Origin of the sequence: Brevibacillus sedimenti, from assembly GCF_020923495.1 — a bacterium.
Taxonomy (GTDB): Bacteria; Bacillota; Bacilli; order Brevibacillales; family Brevibacillaceae; genus Brevibacillus; species Brevibacillus aydinogluensis.
The window spans coordinates 2559480-2576033 of sequence record NZ_CP064048.1 but is presented as its reverse complement, the minus strand read 5'-3'; the positions used below and the strand labels follow the sequence as shown (position 1 = coordinate 2576033).

The following is a 16554-nucleotide window of genomic DNA, read 5'->3' as shown; positions in this document are numbered from 1 at the left end:
GCTATCGCCTACCTCGTCAAACCAATCTGCTGCAGCACTGCCTCCTGACGGGAAAACATCTCTTTCTCCTCTTCCTCCGTGCCGTGGTCGTACCCGAGCAGATGGAGAAAACCGTGAACAGCGAGAAAACCCAGTTCCCGTTCGAGCGAGTGTCCATACTCTGCCGCCTGCTCCTCCGCCTTGGGAACGGAAATGACAATGTCCCCCAGCATGTTGGGGAGCGCGTCCAACGCTTCCTCGTCCAAATAAATGTCTATTTCTCCCTCTCCCGACTCGTTCATCGCAAACGACAGCACGTCGGTGGGACGGTCAACGCCACGGTATTGGCGGTTCAGCTCATGGATGCGCTCGTTGTTCACCAGCGTCACCACCACTTCGCCGTCCACGCCTTCCCGCTCAGCAGCCGCTTCCAGGCAGCGGACGATCAGGTCCTGCAGGGATTCGTCAATCGGTTGGATTTCGTCATGAAGAATTTCTACGGATAGCACGGGTACCCAATCTCCTTTACCGGTAGCTGTGTTCGTGTTCGTCTTTGGCGTACGCTTCGATGATCTTCTGCACCAGGCTGTGGCGCACCACGTCGGCTTCCTGGAAGCGGATAAATGCCACTTCGGGGATCGGGGCCAGAATGCGCTCTGCTTCCCGCAAACCCGATTTTTTCCCTTTGGGCAGGTCGATCTGGGTCACGTCGCCGGTAATCACCATTTTGGAACCGAAGCCCAGACGGGTGAGAAACATTTTCATTTGTTCAGGCGTGGTGTTCTGCGCTTCGTCCAGGATGACAAAGCAGTCTTCCAGCGTTCGCCCGCGCATGTATGCCAGCGGAGCCACTTCAATCAGCCCGCGCTCCATCATCTTGGCCACCTGTTCCGTGCCCAGCATGTCGTACAAGGCGTCGTAGAGCGGACGCAGATAGGGGTCCACTTTTTCCTGCAAGTCGCCGGGCAAAAAGCCGAGGCTCTCTCCTGCCTCCACGGCCGGGCGCGTCAGCACGATGCGCTTGACTCGTCCGTTTTTCAACGCGTTGACCGCCATTACCACAGCCAGGTACGTTTTGCCGGTACCGGCCGGCCCGATGCCAAACACGATGTCGTGCCGCTTGATGGCGGACAGGTAGTGGCGCTGTCCCAGCGTCTTGGCGCGAATCAGCTTGCCCTTTTGGGTGCGAGCCACTTCCTCGTCGTAGACGTCCAGCAATTGTTCCGCTTCTCCCCGTTCCACCAATTGCAGCGCGTACGAGACGTCGCGCTCGGACAGGGCGATGTCCCGCCGAATCAGCTGGAGCAGGACGGCAAACAAGCGGGAGAGCTTATCCACTTCGGCCTTTTCGCCGCTGATGACCAGCTCGCCGCTGCGTGTCATGATTTTTGCTGTGGTCGTTTCCTCGATCAATTTGAGATATGCATCGTGGGGACCGAACAGCAACAACGCTTCCGATGCGTCAACAAACGGAATTTTTACCTCTTCTTGTACGTGCAACAGGCTTCCATCTCCTTGCAGCGGTTGTCCGCAATCCATTACGAATTGCCGTTTGCCTGGGGAGCCGGCGGCAGGCCCAGAATCGGCTGCTCGACGGCAATGTCCTCAATAACGGAAAAATGAATACTCAAATAAACTTTACCATTCTCTCTCTTCACGTGCAAAACTTTTTCGTCCTGAATTACCGCATCTTTGCCCGCCTGCCGCAGCACGTCCTCGCGGGCCGCCTGCTTGGCAGCCTGCAGCGCTTCTTCCATGCTCAATTCCCGCCGGACTGGCTCCGCCTCCGCCTGCGTGACCGTCTTCCAGCCGATCGGACTTGTAAAGCCCGCATACGAGGGTTGGAAGCGCTGCTCGACCGACTCGGCCTGCGCAAACGGCTGCTGTTTGAACGGCCATATCTGCACGGCGAAGGGGCCGACGAGCAGATACTGCGTCTGCTGCCGTTCACCGGTCAACTGATAGTGCACCTGGGCGAGCGGCATCGTGACGTTGCTGACGTACCACACCTCCCCTTTTACCGTGCCGCGGGCGGCGACTGCCTTTTGCCTGGTCTCATTGCCGATAATGCCGGATATCAGCGTCTGCCCTTTTTCCACAAACTGGTTGACAGACACCATGCTTTTGCCCGCTTCCGGCAGAATCGTGTGCACGACCGCCCGCTTCTTGGCAACCAGGTGGCGCGGACTGGGCGGGGCCGGCTTCTCCGGCTCTTCTTTCTCTACCACCTGGATAATCGCCTTGGTGCCTTGTATGTCAACAATGACCCTGGACGCTTCCGGCAGCAGGCTCATCAGTTCCCGCTGCAGCACGTGTGATTCTTTTAGTTTGGCCTTCCAGACCCCTTCTTTAATCCCGACCTGTGCCGCCGCATTAGTCACCGCCTCGGGGCGCATTTGCCTGACTCCCTGCACCTCCACCTGCCAGACGAACGAGGAGAGCATGTACATTCCGACCAAAAATAAAGAGGCGCCGATGACAAGACCGGCCCGCCGGCGCAGCCGGACCAGCCAGAAAGGCAGCCCGCCTCGTCGTTCCACGTGAGGGCGACAGCCTGTCTCCCGCAAAAACGGCCGCAAGCGAAAGTAATCGCGGATCAGGATGTCGCAGCGGCCCACCTCCTGCCCCACTCTGCGGATGTTCCAGATTCGGATACCTTCCCGTACCGCCATGTTCAACATTCGTTCAAACCGCTTTCCCCGGACGGTGATCGTGATATAGCCGTCCAACCATTCCTGCAATCCATTGCGCATGTGCCCGTCCCCACTTTCCCAGGTATTGTCGCGGAACGTTTCCTAAGGTTTCTCCAGAAACTTGACGCCGCCGATGCGCCCCTCCAACAGGATTTCCTCCGGCAGGATCGCCCGGATCACCAATTGTTCTCCAGTAACGAGCAGCTGTCCATTGGTCAACAGCAAGCGGAGCTCCTTTTCACTAAAGTGGAGAACTCCGCGGTGGTTTTCGATATACATTTGCAGATGGCCGATCATCGTGATGCGCGGGACTTCCAGCACCACATCTTGCGGCAAATCCAGCACTCCAACGGCCAGATGGCGCAGACGGCGGCCCCATCGTTTCATGAGCAAGCCCCCCTTTACTGGTGCTGCTGCGCCGGAATGCATCCCTCCAAGCCAGTCCGGGTGCCCGGTGCGTCCTTCTTCTATAACCGTATGCGGTGAGGGGAGAAAATCATGCAGAGAAAATCGCCCCGACACTCGCTTCCGCAAGCGTCGGGGCTCGTCCCGTCACGTCTTCTGTTCGTCGGTGGGAAAAGGCGTTCCGTACCGTTTGAGGGCCTTCCACTTCTTGATCACGCGCTTTACCTTTTCCGCCGTACATCCGCAGGCGATCGCCGTTTCATAGATCGATTTCCTTTCATAGATGACAAGCCGGATCACCTTTTGGCGAAACTTGCTCATCCTCTCCAGTTCCTGTCGATCCATTCGCCGCTCTACCCCTCACCCTTATTGTTAATAGTTCGTGCCTAGATCAAGAATAGTCAACCAAGACTTGAGGCACAAGACCAGATGTTCGATTTCTTTCGACAAAATGTTCAGTCAAAAAACAACAGGCGAACGGGAATGTTCGCCTGTCTGTTACACCCATGCGTCAAACGCTGCGGCGGTAGGGAAGGGGCCTGCTTTTGGCCCGGGGCGGACCGAAAATGATCGCCCACTTCATCCCTTCCCGAGGATCGAGCTCGGTTGGCTTTTCTGTTGCTTGCTCTGCCGGGGACGGTTGGAGCGCAGCATCATACCCAACAACTTGGGCGGCCGGTGCCGCTTCCACATTCGCCAGCGGCATATGCATCTCCTCTTCCAGCCATTCCGGTTCGGCGGCGCGTTCTTCCATGGCAGACCTGGATTCCTGCCGCACCACCATGCGCCGCTCCGGCTGCAACTCTACATCTGCAGGGAGCGGGAAATCGCCGCTGTCCACCGGGGTTAGCGGAGGACGCTGCGGTTTTCCCTGGGACATGCTGCGCCCTTGTTTGCCTTTTTTGCCAAACAGCAAGTAGCCGAAGAACCCCGCGATCAGAACCCAGAACTTGCCAAGGAGCGGTAAAACCCATTCCAACTGATCAATCAGCAGATCAATCAACAGATCAATAAGATCGTCCATTGGCTATCGCCTCTTACTCTTGGTCTTGGTCAGGCAGGTCGGACTTTTGCTTGCTGCCGGTGGCGCCGAATGCCTGGCGCATTTGCGTATCGGCGGAGATGTTTTGCAGGTTGTAGTAATCCATTACGCCCAATTTGCCGCTTCTCAGGGCTTCGGAGAGCGCGAGCGGCACCTGCGCCTCGGCTTCCACAACCTTGGCCTTCATCTCTACGACGCGCGCCTTCATTTCCTGTTCCTGGGCGACCGCCATCGCGCGGCGCTCCTCTGCTTTTGCCTGAGCGATGCGTTTGTCTGCTTCCGCCTGATCGGTTTGGAGCTGTGCCCCGATGTTTTTGCCCACATCTACATCAGCGATGTCGATGGAGAGGATTTCAAACGCTGTACCGGCGTCCAACCCTTTGTTCAACACGGTTTGCGAAATGCTGTCCGGATTTTCCAGCACGTCTTTGTGGGAGTTGGACGAACCGATCGTCGTCACGATCCCTTCGCCAACACGGGCGATAATCGTTTCTTCGCCTGCGCCCCCCACCAGTCGGTCGATGTTGGCGCGAACAGTCACCTTCGCCTTTGCCTTTACCTCGATCCCGTCCTTGGCCATGGCGGCGACGACGGGGGTTTCAATCACTTTCGGGTTTACGCTCATCTGCACCGCTTCCAGCACGTCACGGCCCGCCAGGTCAATCGCGGCGGCCCGCTCGAAGCCGAGCGGAATGTCAGCCCGCTGTGCAGCTACCAGGGCATCGACGACACGGTCTACGTTTCCGCCTGCCAGGTAGTGGCTTTCCAACTGGTTCGTGTCAAGCTCCAGCCCCGCTTTTCTCGCCTTGATCAGCGGGTTGACGATGCGCGAAGGAATCACGCGGCGCAGCCGCATGGCCACCAGCGTGATGATGCCGACGCGCACACCGGAGGCGAGCGCGGAAATCCAGAGCATTACCGGGACGAATGAGAAAAAGATCGACAGGACAACGATCGCCACTGCCACCATAAAAATGATAGGAATCAATCCGCTATCCAACATGAATCATCTACTCCTTTTGTTCTTGTTCCTGCACGACAACGCGGCTGCCTTCCACCTGTATTACGGTGATGGGGGTGCCGGCGGCAATAAATCCGCCTCCGCTGACGGCATCAATGCGCCGCCCCTCAATCTTGACCACGCCCGCCGGTCGAAGCGGCGTCAGGGCAATCCCCTCCTTGCCCAGCAGGTGCCGCTGGTCCTTCGGCGCCACGTAGCCCGCTTCATTGCGCTGCACGTCACCCAGCACAAACCGGCTGATCAGTCCTTTGATGCCGTATTTTTTAATCAGCGCGAAGGCGACGATCACCGTGACCAGGACAGCGATCCCCAGCGATGCAAGCCCCTGTTTTGTGTCGTAGGCAGCCATGACCAAGCCGGCGACAATGCTGATGAAGCCAAGCCCACCGACGATCCCGCCGGGAACGAAGATTTCCAATATCATCAGCAGGATGCCCAGAACAAACAGGCAGATATGCAGCCAATTGGCGAATCCCGCCACGTAATGGCCGAAGAAGTACAGACCAAAGGCGCACAACGCAACCGTGCCGCCCACGCCAAATCCGGGGGCAAACAGCTCGACGACGATGCCCACCAGACCAATGATCAACAGAAGGCTCATGACAACCGGACTGGTGACAAAACGGGCCACCCGCTCGCCGATTGTCGGTTCAATCGTTTCCAGCTCATCCGCATTGACGCCCAGATACGCGAGAAGCTGTGCCTTGTTGGCCACCACCTGTTCGGCGTAGCCCAACTGCTTGGCCCGCTCGGCATCCAGGGAAAGAACGGTGCCTTTCGGTTTCAACCCCGGAAACTCCCGGTCGATTTCCACCATGGCCCGGGCCACGTCCGGATTGCGGTTGTTCAGCTTGGCTGCCGCCTCCATTTTGTTAGCCCACCCGGAGATGATCTTCACGTCGGCGGCGTTGCCCGCCAGGTCAATCGGCGTCGCCGCCCCGATGCTGCTGCCTGGGGTCATGACAATTTCGTTTGCGTTCAGAGCGATATAGGTGCCGGCCGAAAACGCCTGATTGTCGATGTAGGCCACCACGTGGATTGGCGATTGTCTGACCAGTTGGCCGATGGAGTCGGCCGCATTGATTTCTCCGCCGGGGGTGTTGATGTGCAGCACGATCAGATCCGCGCCCTTACTCGTTGCTTCGGCAAACGCCCGCTTCAGAAAGCTTTCCAGCCCCTGCTCGATCTGGTGCTCCACGGGAATCCAGACCGCTTTCTGATACGGTTTGGCAGCAGCCGGACTTCCGGCCAGCAGACCGGCGAGCCCTATCGCCACGCAAAGCAGCGCCAGCAACAAGCGAACGGGACGGGAAACGATGCGTGACACATTCATTACCTCCACCTCCTTTCCTTATACAGCCTCCTCGAATGGCTACTTAGGTATACGGGTCAGATTCACGCCCGTTTCATAATTTTTTATTGATTGCCTTATTCGTGCCATAAAGAAAGACCCAGCCGCATGGGACTGAGTCTTTTGTGCGTATCTAGATGAGGTTGATCCTCATTACGATGGCAATTCCTCAGATACAATCTTTTGCACGAGAGCACCGTCGGCTCTTCCTTTTACTTTCGGCATGATCGCCCCCATCACCTTGCCCATCTCCTTTTTGGAGGTGGCTCCGGTGGCGGCAATCGCGTCCCGTACAATGCCGCGCAGTTCGTCCTCGCTCAATTGAGCGGGCAGATACGCGGAGAGCACGTCGATTTCCTCTCGTGTTTTGGCGGCGAGGTCGTCACGACCCGCCTTTTCGAATTCTTGGAGGGATTCACGGCGCTGTTTTAACTCGCGAGTCAAGATGGTCAGCTCTTCGTCTTCAGACAACAGTCTACCTTTACTAATCTCTTCGTTCTTTAACGCAGCTTTCACCATGCGAATAACAGAGAGTTTCAGCGCAGCTTTGTCCTTCATCGCTTGCTTCATATCTTGATCGAGTCGCTCCATTACACTCATGATGAGCCCTCCGTCAATTAGTACTTGCGCTTGCGAGCTGCTTCGGATTTTTTCTTGCGGCGCACGCTGGGTTTTTCGAAGTGGCGGCGTTTTCTCAGTTCCGCCATAACCCCTGCTTTGGCGCTCTCACGCTTGAAGCGACGAAGTGCCTGTTCCAAAGACTCGTTTTTCTTGACTCGAACTTCTGCCATCTGTCTTCCCTCCCTCCGCTAAAACCGTGGGACGCCTGTTACCAACAGACTGTCACACTACATTATAGGACAGAAAACCAAGACAGGTCAACCTTTCTTTCCAACTTATTCTTGGAAGCCAGCTCGGAAGAGGCAGCAGTGCGTTCACTCATGGCCTCCTTTCCTGCTGGGGTAAAGATCAGCTGACCGAGGCGCAATTCTGTCAGGAGAGGAAAAGCACGCTTACGCAAAACCGCTTTGCCGTAAAGAGAAATTGTTGCGACGTTTGTGACTGAACTGTTCAAACGCGCGGCATGATTGTGAATCGGAAGGGAATATATTACAATAAGAGGCAACTGGGTAATTGTACTGGTTAAAAAAAGTTATAAAAGCCGATCCAATATCTGAATAGGTCCCGCTGCCATACATGATGTAACAGACGCCCGAATCTTCGTTTTCGGGCGTTTTTCGCCGTCTGTGGCCATTATGCTTTTTTATCGCCACCTGAACTACCAGCAACCTGTACGCATGACTGTTTCATGATCATTGACCTGTTCGGCTGTCTGCGATGGGGACCGTCATTTTTTCCTTGCCGCGGCCGAACAGGAGTGTTAGCATGACTTCGTGGTTTCCACGATCGAAAACGATTCGATGAAAAGGGGATTGGACCTATGAGAGAAATTGCACTGGGACGAGCGGCCGTTATGGCGGAAGGGCTGCTGCTGGCGGGCGATCCCGGGCTGACGGTGACATCCGTTCACTTTGACACGCGTCAGCTTTTGCCGGGTGCCTTGTTCGTGGCGATTGCCGGAACGCGGGACGGACACGACTTTCTCCTGCAGGCGGCGGAAAAAGGCGCACGGGCAGCGATCATCTCCAACGAACAAAAGGTGCCAGACAGCCTGCCGGCGGGATTCGGCCTGATTCTGGTGAACGACACGCTGCGCGCGTTTCAAAAGCTGGCAGCTGCTTACCGCACGTCCTTTTCCATACCCTTTGTGGCCATTACCGGCAGCAACGGCAAAACGACAACGAAGGACATCGTCGCCCACCTGCTGGAAAGCCGGTTTTCCATCCACAAGACCTACAAAAATCTCAACAACCACCTGGGCGTTCCCTACTCCCTGCTGCAGGTGGAAGAGCAGCATCAGGCAGCCGTGCTGGAGCTGGGCATGAACCACGCTGGCGAAATCGACCTGCTGGCCTCGCTGGTCAAGCCGCAGATCAGCGTGATTACCTATATCGGCGAAGCCCACATCGAGTTTTTTGGCTCGCGGGAGAAAATCGCGCTCGCCAAGGCAGAACTGCTTCCCCACACTGATCCGGACGGACTGGTCCTTTTGAACGGAGACAGCGAATACCTGCGCAAGGTGGCGCCACTTTATCCGGGCCGCATCATGTACTACTCCGTCAACGCCCCCGCTGACATCTGGGCGGAGAATATCCAATCCGCTGACGACGGGACGCGATTTGACGTCTGCTTCCGGGACGGGGAGCGCTTCGCGGCCTTCCTGCCGCTGTTCGGCACGCACAACGTCCTGAACGCGCTGCCGGCTGTTGCGATCGGCCGCCACTTCGGCATGACGACAGCGGAGATCATCCGCGCGCTGGCGACGGTGCGCCTGTCGGCCATGCGTTTCGAGCGGATCGAGTCCGCCCATGGCCCGCTCTACATCAACGACGCGTACAACGCCAGCCCTTCGTCGATGGAAGCGGCGATCTCCACGTTTGCGGATCTGTTCCCCGAGCGTAAAAAGGTGCTGGTGCTGGGCGACATGTTTGAGCTTGGCGAGAACAGCCCGGCCATGCACGCCCAGGTGGGGGCTTTCGCCAACCGCTACCGCGACCGAATCGAACTGCTCGTGGCCGTCGGTGAGCAAGCGCAGCACCTGTATGACGCGTACGAGGGGAATAAGCGCTACTTCCCGACCAAGGCTGAAGCAGTCGAAACGCTCCTTGCGGTGCGCGACGCCCATCACGCCTTTCTGTTCAAAGCGTCGCAAGGCATGGGACTGTGGACGCTGCTTCAGGCGCTGGAAGATCACGCGTGACCACAATTGAAAACGAAAAACAGCAAGGAGCCTCGCTACAGAGGCTCCTTGTCCAAAAATGAACACGGGAGCGCCCCAGGGCACTCCCTCTACATTCCCCATTATTCCAACTCTTCTGCATCCACCACGTTTCGCTGTTTGTCGGCGTGGCGTTCCAGAGCAAGCTGGACCAGCCGGTCAATCAGCTCGCTGTAGCTGATGCCCGCTTCCTGGAACAGCAGCGGGTACATGCTGAACGGCGTAAAGCCGGGCATCGTGTTCACTTCATTGATATACAGTTGGTCGTTTTCCTCGTCCCAGAAAAAGTCTGCCCGCGACAGGCCCGACGCATCCAGGGCGCAGTATGCGATTTTGGCCATTTCAGCGATCCGCTCTGCCACGTGGGACGGAATCCGGGCTGGAATCTGCAGTTCTGTGCCGGCGCCTTTGTACTTGGCTTCGTAATCGTAAAACTCCTTGGCCGGCACGATCTCGCCCACGACCGAGGTGATTGGTTCCTCGTTGCCGAGCAGGCCGATTTCCAGCTCGCGCGCCTTGACGAACTGCTCCACGATCAACCGGCGGTCAAATTTGGCGGCCAGCATCATCGCGTCGATCAACTGCTGCCGGTCTTTTGCCTTACTGATCCCGACACTGGACCCCATGTTGGCCGGTTTTACGAAGCATGGGTAGCCCAGTTCCTGCTCGATGCGCGCGATGATTCCCTCCTGGTCACGTTCCCACTGCGACCGGAGCACGCCCACGTATTTCACCTGCGGCAGTCCCGCCTGGGCGAACACGTTTTTCATCATCCATTTGTCCATGCCCACTGCCGATGCCATGACACCAGCTCCGACATATGGCAGGTTGGCCAGTTCCAGCAGGCCTTGAATCGTGCCGTCTTCACCGTTTGGGCCGTGCACGACGGGAAAAATCACGTCCACTTCCTGGGCGACGCCAAAGATCGGCGAGGTGCGGCTGACAGCCACCTGTTCCATCTTCACCTCGCTGCTGACAGACACCGCCCCGTTTGTCAGGCGGAGTTCGTTGGTACCCTCCGGCAAAATGCCCCTGAGGTTCTCCCCTTTCACCCAGTTTCCATCCAGCGTCACGTAGATGGGCAAAATGTCGTATTTATCAAAATCGACCGCCTTCATAATCGACAGGGCGGTGCGCAGCGAAACCTCATGTTCCGAGGACTTCCCTCCGTAAATAATCCCCAGCCGAATTTTGTTCCCCATGAACTCCAAGCTCCTTTCGCCTTGCCTGCGCAAAAGCGCGTTCACGCGTCTCCTGCTCTCCCATGGTATGCAAACGCCCGCCTATGGTGTGCGCCGGGCGCAAATACCCCATTCAGCATACACAATCCCTTCCGCAAATACAAGGGGACAGGAGAAGCACAAGCAGCCGCCGTCCAACATATCCTGTGAAAAAACGTCACAGAAGACTTTTCTCAACGCAGGGGGAATGTCCATGAGAGACTATCTGCTCTTCTGTACGTACTGTTCGTCCTATACGCTCCTGCACCGCTACGACAAGGAGACCGGGACGTTTTTGGGCGAGTACTCCCTGTTGCACAACGCCTACACGCGCAACAGCGTCGTGCTCCACAAGTTTCTGCTCGCCCACCTCGGACACGCACTGCGCGTCATCCCCTCCCAAACGGACGAGTACCGCGAGATCATCTGCACAGCTTCCCGTTTTTTGGAAGACGATATCGACAAGTACGTGGAAGAAAGTCTGGCGCTGGTCAAGTACCAGGAACGGGATCGGCAGAGCGAACGGGAGATCGGCCAGGTGCGCCTCTACATCCTGGAACACCTGCTGACGCACGAACTGGAGGAATTGAGTAAAGTCAGGGCGGCCAGCTCAGCCGAGGGGCAGGTGCTGCTCGGCAAGGAACTGGGCATCAAACGAGCCCTGGAACTGGTTCGCGACATCCTGTCCGACAAACAGTTTGCCTGACCGCAGCGTTTTTCGACCCGCCGGACAGCGGGCCGTTTTTTTGTCGATACAAAAAAAGAAGCGGACGCATATGTCCGCTCAGCGTGTCAGTACGGGTCGATCTCTTCCCCCGTCCGGATGTCCTTCACCCGCAGGGGATCGCGCGGTGCAGAAATCGTCCCGCTTTCAGGCGGCTGCCTGCCCTCTTCCACCCAGCCGACAAGCAGGTCAAAGCATTGATGGACGTACGGTAACAGCGGCTGAAGTTCCTTGTCCGGGTCCGATGCGCTCCAGACCAGGCCGTCGACATGATTGCCCTTTTCCACCAGGTAGAGCCGGTGCAGGTTTTCCCGTCCCGCCGCTTTGACCAACCGCCGGTAGGCGTTCCCATGTACCTCGGGGAAGATCAGGGCGTCCCAGGTGCCGAACACGGAGATCAGCGGCACGTCAATCCTGCCCGTATTCTCGATCGCCTCCACCGCTTCTTTCACTTTTTTCGGCCGCTTGGTGAAATCGTAGGTGCGATAGATGCCGTCCAGCGAACGGTCGCGGGTGCCGTCGGCGTTGAACCGCAGGTAGTCCGGCCACTGCAAGCGCTTCGGCGCGTGCGGGTCAAACTCGTCCCGGTAGATGTTGAGGGTAAGGAACCAGTAGATCTGGTCGTAATAGGCCCACAGCTTCTCCGAGCCTTTGGGCACACCGGCTCGGTACAGGGCTGCGCGGGCGCGCTCCCGCTCGTTGCCCTGGCCGTAGATGGCCGCTTCCGCGTGGTTGACGACGTCGGTCAGTGTGGTGATCAGGTTGGGCCTGTCAGCGCGCCACAGCACCCCTTCCCAATCGACGCCGCCGTCGTACAGCCGCGGCTCTTTGGTCAGTTTCGGATCATCGTGTTCCAAAGCGTACCGGACCACGTACCCGCCGTTGGAAATACCGATGGCGTACGTGGGGATTGGATGCTGTTTCGAGACCAGTCGGGCAGCGGGTGTACTGTCGGAGGGATCGATCAGCCGGTCTCGATGATGCGCCGCCAGGTAGGCTTGCGCCGCCTTGGTCAACTGCCGGAAGCGGACATGCCACTCGGCTACCGAGTCTTCCTCGGACGCGAGGGCGTTTTTTACTTTGGCCAGCGGATCGGCGGGATCGCTTTCTCCCTGCGTCCCTTTGTCAATGGCCGCAAAGGCGTAGCCTTTTTCCAGCACGTAATCGCTAAACAACAGATCGGTGGCCGTCTCGTTGCGAGTGGCCGGGATGCCGGACACGACCAGCTTGCCGTTCCACTCATCCGGCACGCGAATGACGAATTGCGCATCGTCAAACGCGCCGTTTACTTGTGTGCCCGTCACTTCGGCCGGATCGTACATCGTTTCCCAACCGCCCCACGCGGCCGGGACCAGCCCCAGATTGCCGAATTGGACAGCCGCCGCGTACTGCTGCGGGTTGCGCGTGGTCAGCCAGTTTCCCGCCTGGCCGTCAAAGCGGGTGACCGTCACGCCATGCGCGCCCGGTACGACAGGTTCCGAGATCGCTCCGGCGGATGACAGGCCGGCCGGGACCAGCGGAACCATCAGCGCCGCCGCAAGCACAAGACGCGACCATGACATGCTCATCTCTCAATCCCTCCTCTTCTTCCTTCCCCTTTCTTTCTGAGAAGCGCTTTCATTTTACCAGTGCCGATTCGTTCCAGCAACTGCCATTTCTGTATGCGGATGACCCGTTCCGCAGCAGCCAGAGAAGCATGTTTCCCCTGCTGCCCGACGGAAGAACGGCGCAAAAAGGCGGCATGCCGCGCTGCTGCGACATGCCGCTCGTTTTTTGTCCGCCGCTCCTGGCAGCGGATGGTTACCGCCGATCCCTTACTTCAAAGATGGCAAACTTGAGGTAGTGGGATTCGTCCGCTCCGCTGATCTGTGGGTGGTCCTTGCCTGCTCCCCGCCACTCAATCAGCCGCAGGATTTTACGGGCATCCATCGCCGCGTCCTGGATCGTCTCCAGGAAAAGCTGGGGAGACATGTGGTACGAGCAGGAGGCCGTCACCAGATACCCTCCGGAGCGCACCAGCTTCATCCCGTTCAGATTGATGTCCTTGTAGCCGCGGCAGGCGCTCTTCACCGCCGCGCGCGATTTGGCAAACGCCGGCGGATCGAGAATGACCACGTCCCACATGCGGCCGGCATCGACGCACTCGCGCAGGTAGTCAAACGCGTTGGCGACGACGAATTCGACGCGGTGCAAAAAGCCGTTTTGCATGATGTTTCGCCTAGCCGTCTCGATGGCGTGCTCGGAGATATCGAGCGCCGTCACCTTTTTCGCGCCGTGCTTGCATGCGTTCAGCGTAAACGACCCGGTATGGGTAAAGCACTCCAGCACCTCTGCCCCGTCCCAGTAGGGGTTTTTTACCACTTTGCCGCGCCGGTCTACGGGGACGATCTTCTGTTCGCCGTCCACGTCCATCTCCTTCAGGGTGATGCCGTGCTTTTCTCCCCAGCCTTTCATCAGCGGGGCGATGGCGGCTCGGTTTTCCCGCTGGTCGTAGAAGAAGCCCGTTTTTTGCCCTTCGATGATATCCACAATGTATGTCAGGCCGTTTTCCGTAATTGTCACTTCCCGCGGACATTCCCCGAACAGCACTTCCTTGCTCTGGTCCAGCCCCTCCAGTTCACGCACGGGGACGTCGTTGCGCAGGTAGATGCCCTGCGGTTGAAACACTTCCACCAATGCGTCCCGAATCCAGTCGCGCCGCACGTCCATCCCAAGCGAGAGAATTTGCGCCACCAGCACGTCTTCGTACCGGTCCACAATCAGACCGGGCAGGAAGTCCGCCTCGCCGTAGACGACGCGGCATGCTCGCGGATTGTCGACGAACCGGGAGCGAAACGCGGCCGCTTCGCGGATGCGGCGGAGAAAAAAGTCATAGTCGATCGCTTCGTCCTGATTGTACGTCAGAACGCGAACGATGATTTGTGATGCGGGATTGATGTAGCCTTTGGCGAGGAAGTGGCCTTGGTGGTTGGTGACCTCGACAATGTCGCCCGGCTTATACTCTCCTTGAATCTCCTTCACTTCCGATTGAAAAATCCACGGATGGCCCGCTTCCAGCCGCTTTTTTCGGTGCTTGTGCAGAATCACTCGTGCCAATGTTTTCGGTTCCTCCTTGTCATGCTCGTCTTGGTACAGGCATAGCGTATAGTAATTCAATCCCTCCCGACAGCCTGCACGGTGCCCGTTCAGATGGCACACGCGGGCTGCGCGAAGGGTGTTCTCATTGCTGGTAAGGAGGATCGCTCCGTGACTGCCATCCTCGCTCCCTTTACATTCGGTCTCAGTTTTTTTCTGTTGGGTATGTATGTCATGCGCACCGGTTTTCAAAACCTCGCCGGGAAGAAAATGGCGGACTGGCTGGGACGCTTCACGCGCACGCCGGTCCACAGCTTTTGGGTGGGTCTGTTGAGCACCATGGTGCTGCAGAGTTCCAGCGCCGTCACCGTCCTTACCATCGGGCTTACACATGCAGGCATGATCAGTTTTTCCCAGACCGTGGGAATCATTCTCGGCACCAATGTAGGGACGACGTTCACAACCGAATTGATCGCGCTTCGGCTGGAGACGTTCGCCGTGCCCATGCTTCTGGTCGGCGTCGCCTTGTGGCTGATGCCGCGCCGTCTGACCCGCTGCATCGGACTGGTGGTGGCCGGCTTCGGCCTGATCTTTCTTGGGATCGACACCATGCAGGTGATGGCCAAACCGCTGGAACAGTCGGACGCGTTTCGCTCGCTGTTTCTAGAAAGCCGCCATTCCGTCTGGATCGGCCTGATCACCGGAATGGTGTTTACAGCGCTCATCCACAGCAGTTCGGCGACGACCGCCATCACCATGGGGTTGATGAGTCACCAGGTGCTCTCGATGGAGACGGCGCTGGCAATCGTGCTGGGTGCCAACATCGGCACCTGCTTTACCGCCATCATCGCCAGCATCGGCACCAATGCGGCTTCCCGCCAGGTCGCCTGGTGCCACACGCTGTTCAACCTGGTAGGCGCTCTCGCCTTTCTGCCGTTTCTTTCACAGCTTGCCATGGTCAGCAGCTTGTTGACAGACAGCCCGTCGATGCGAATTGCTCATGCCCAGACCCTGTTCAACGTGGTGTGCTCCCTGGCCGCCCTGCCGTTTACCAGGCAGATCGCCGCTGCCGTCCAGTGGCTGGTGCCGGACAGGAAACGACGCTGGTAACTCCGTCTACGTGGAAAACGGAATCAGGTACAGCGCTGTCACCACACCGGCCAAGATCATCGCCACACTGGACGCCGCCGTCTGCACCGGTGAGACGCGGTTCAGGTTGGCTGTGCCGATTGCATGAGAGCTGGTGCCGACGGCAATCCCAATTGCCCAATCATCCCTGATCCCCGCCCAGGAGAGGACCGGACGGGCAATGGTGACGCCGATGATCCCCGTCAATACGGTAAACAAGGCCCCCAGCGCCGGAATGCCGCCGATGCTGCGGGTCAGTTCCACGGCGATTGGCGTGGTCACCGATTTGGCCATCATGCTGTGCACCATCGTCTGATCCGTGCCCAGCAGCCATCCCACCAGCCGGACCGTCAGGATCGCAACGGCACAGCCCGCCGCCACACCCAGCAGGACGCCGCGCCAAATATGGACGAACTCCTTCAGCTGCTTGGCGAGCGGAACAGCCAGTGCAACCGTGGCCGGTCCCAGCCAAAACGAGATCCATTCCCCGCCGGCGCGGTACGCTTCCCAATCCTCGCCGATCAGCCACCAGGCAAACCAGACGCAGATTGTCGCCACGACCAGCGGTTGCAGACGGGGAAAGCGCTCCGCCAGCACACTCGCTGCCTTGTATCCCGCCAGTGTGACAGCAACGGCAAGCAATTGGTCAAACATCGAGCATCCTCCCTTCCAGTTGGTGATGCTCCATTTTTTGCTTGTGCCGGTTCAGATACCACTGAACGACCCGACCCGACACCAGCATCACCGCGAGCGGACCCAGCACGAGCGACGAAACGATCGGCCACGGGTCGCCTGCAATCCACTTGAGATACGCAGTCACTCCCACCAGAATCGGTACAAAAAACAGCATCATGTGCCGAATCAACAGATTGCTGGCCGTCTCGACCCACTCCAGCTTGACCAGTCCCGTGCATAGCGCCAGCGTCAGCAGCAGCATGCCCAGCAAGTTGCCCGGCAGCGGGACGTGAAGCCATTTGTTGGCCAGCGTACCCATTCCAAAAAAGGCAAGCAGAATCAACACGCCCTTGATGGTTTTCATGTGATGCGCTCCTTCCACCCGGTTTTTGTCCATATGGT

18 protein-coding genes are annotated in these 16554 nt (G+C 58.1%); 3 read left to right on the top strand and 15 right to left on the bottom strand.

Annotated features, from left to right (window positions below):
• Nucleotides 1-8: 8 nt before the first annotated feature.
• The 10 genes from ybeY to rpsU all read right to left on the bottom strand — a co-directional run bounded on the left by ybeY (nt 9) and on the right by rpsU (nt 7282).
• The gene (gene ybeY, locus IRT44_RS12585) at nt 9-488 is read right to left on the bottom strand and encodes an rRNA maturation RNase YbeY (RefSeq protein ID WP_230076761.1); all 480 of its coding nucleotides are present in this window, start codon (nt 486-488) and stop codon (nt 9-11) included.
• Nucleotides 489-504: 16 nt separating this feature from the next.
• On the bottom strand, nt 505-1479 hold the full coding sequence (locus tag IRT44_RS12580; protein ID WP_171565317.1) for a PhoH family protein: 975 nt from the start codon (nt 1477-1479) through the stop codon (nt 505-507).
• A gap of 38 nt (nt 1480-1517) precedes the next feature.
• Nucleotides 1518-2732, bottom strand: coding sequence for a sporulation protein YqfD (yqfD, locus tag IRT44_RS12575; RefSeq protein ID WP_230076760.1), 1215 nt, complete (start codon nt 2730-2732; stop codon nt 1518-1520).
• A gap of 42 nt (nt 2733-2774) precedes the next feature.
• Nucleotides 2775-3059, bottom strand: coding sequence for a sporulation protein YqfC (gene yqfC / locus IRT44_RS12570; RefSeq protein WP_171565319.1), 285 nt, complete (start codon nt 3057-3059; stop codon nt 2775-2777).
• Nucleotides 3060-3224: 165 nt separating this feature from the next.
• Nucleotides 3225-3422: a sigma-70 family RNA polymerase sigma factor gene (locus IRT44_RS12565; protein ID WP_171565320.1), complete on the bottom strand. Its 198-nt coding sequence runs from the start codon at nt 3420-3422 to the stop codon at nt 3225-3227.
• Between the two features lie 166 nt (nt 3423-3588).
• The gene (locus tag IRT44_RS12560) at nt 3589-4101 is read right to left on the bottom strand and encodes a hypothetical protein (RefSeq protein WP_171565321.1); all 513 of its coding nucleotides are present in this window, start codon (nt 4099-4101) and stop codon (nt 3589-3591) included.
• 13 nt (nt 4102-4114) lie between these two features.
• Complete coding sequence (gene floA, locus IRT44_RS12555; protein WP_230076759.1) at nt 4115-5122, bottom strand: flotillin-like protein FloA; 1008 nt, start codon at nt 5120-5122, stop codon at nt 4115-4117.
• A 7-nt stretch (nt 5123-5129) separates the two neighbouring features.
• A complete protein-coding gene (locus tag IRT44_RS12550; protein WP_171565323.1) occupies nt 5130-6473 on the bottom strand; it encodes an NfeD family protein in 1344 nt (447 codons plus the stop codon).
• A gap of 171 nt (nt 6474-6644) precedes the next feature.
• Nucleotides 6645-7091, bottom strand: coding sequence for a GatB/YqeY domain-containing protein (locus IRT44_RS12545; protein ID WP_171565324.1), 447 nt, complete (start codon nt 7089-7091; stop codon nt 6645-6647).
• 17 nt (nt 7092-7108) lie between these two features.
• The gene (gene rpsU, locus IRT44_RS12540; protein WP_029097302.1) at nt 7109-7282 is read right to left on the bottom strand and encodes a 30S ribosomal protein S21; all 174 of its coding nucleotides are present in this window, start codon (nt 7280-7282) and stop codon (nt 7109-7111) included.
• Nucleotides 7283-7932: 650 nt separating this feature from the next.
• Between rpsU and murF the strand changes: the two genes are divergently transcribed.
• Nucleotides 7933-9312 carry a UDP-N-acetylmuramoyl-tripeptide--D-alanyl-D-alanine ligase gene (murF, locus tag IRT44_RS12535; RefSeq protein WP_212132404.1) on the top strand — a complete coding sequence of 460 codons (1380 nt, stop codon included), beginning with the start codon at nt 7933-7935 and terminating at the stop codon, nt 9310-9312.
• 101 nt (nt 9313-9413) lie between these two features.
• Here murF and IRT44_RS12530 read toward each other — a convergent pair whose 3' ends face one another.
• Nucleotides 9414-10532 (bottom strand): D-alanine--D-alanine ligase, encoded by a 1119-nt coding sequence (locus IRT44_RS12530; protein WP_212132405.1) that lies wholly within the window; start codon nt 10530-10532, stop codon nt 9414-9416.
• Between the two features lie 232 nt (nt 10533-10764).
• Here IRT44_RS12530 and IRT44_RS12525 point away from each other — a divergent pair, with 232 nt between their 5' ends.
• Nucleotides 10765-11256 (top strand): hypothetical protein, encoded by a 492-nt coding sequence (locus IRT44_RS12525; protein WP_171565327.1) that lies wholly within the window; start codon nt 10765-10767, stop codon nt 11254-11256.
• An 86-nt stretch (nt 11257-11342) separates the two neighbouring features.
• Here IRT44_RS12525 and IRT44_RS12520 read toward each other — a convergent pair whose 3' ends face one another.
• Together IRT44_RS12520 and IRT44_RS12515 are read right to left on the bottom strand one after the other, a co-directional pair.
• Entirely contained in the window at nt 11343-12800 is a 1458-nt protein-coding gene (locus IRT44_RS12520) for an alpha/beta hydrolase (protein ID WP_212132439.1), read from the bottom strand.
• A 274-nt stretch (nt 12801-13074) separates the two neighbouring features.
• A complete protein-coding gene (locus tag IRT44_RS12515) occupies nt 13075-14370 on the bottom strand; it encodes a class I SAM-dependent rRNA methyltransferase (RefSeq protein WP_230076758.1) in 1296 nt (431 codons plus the stop codon).
• A gap of 204 nt (nt 14371-14574) precedes the next feature.
• Between IRT44_RS12515 and IRT44_RS12510 the strand changes: the two genes are divergently transcribed.
• Nucleotides 14575-15459, top strand: a complete 885-nt coding sequence (locus tag IRT44_RS12510) for a Na/Pi cotransporter family protein (protein WP_230077884.1) — start codon at nt 14575-14577, stop codon at nt 15457-15459.
• Nucleotides 15460-15465: 6 nt separating this feature from the next.
• Here IRT44_RS12510 and IRT44_RS12505 read toward each other — a convergent pair whose 3' ends face one another.
• Both IRT44_RS12505 and IRT44_RS12500 read right to left on the bottom strand, forming a co-directional pair.
• On the bottom strand, nt 15466-16131 hold the full coding sequence (locus IRT44_RS12505; protein WP_171565330.1) for an LrgB family protein: 666 nt from the start codon (nt 16129-16131) through the stop codon (nt 15466-15468).
• The gene (locus IRT44_RS12500; protein WP_171565331.1) at nt 16124-16516 is read right to left on the bottom strand and encodes a CidA/LrgA family protein; all 393 of its coding nucleotides are present in this window, start codon (nt 16514-16516) and stop codon (nt 16124-16126) included. Before IRT44_RS12500 ends, IRT44_RS12505 begins: the two co-directional genes overlap by 8 nt.
• Between the last annotated feature and the right edge of the window lie 38 nt (nt 16517-16554).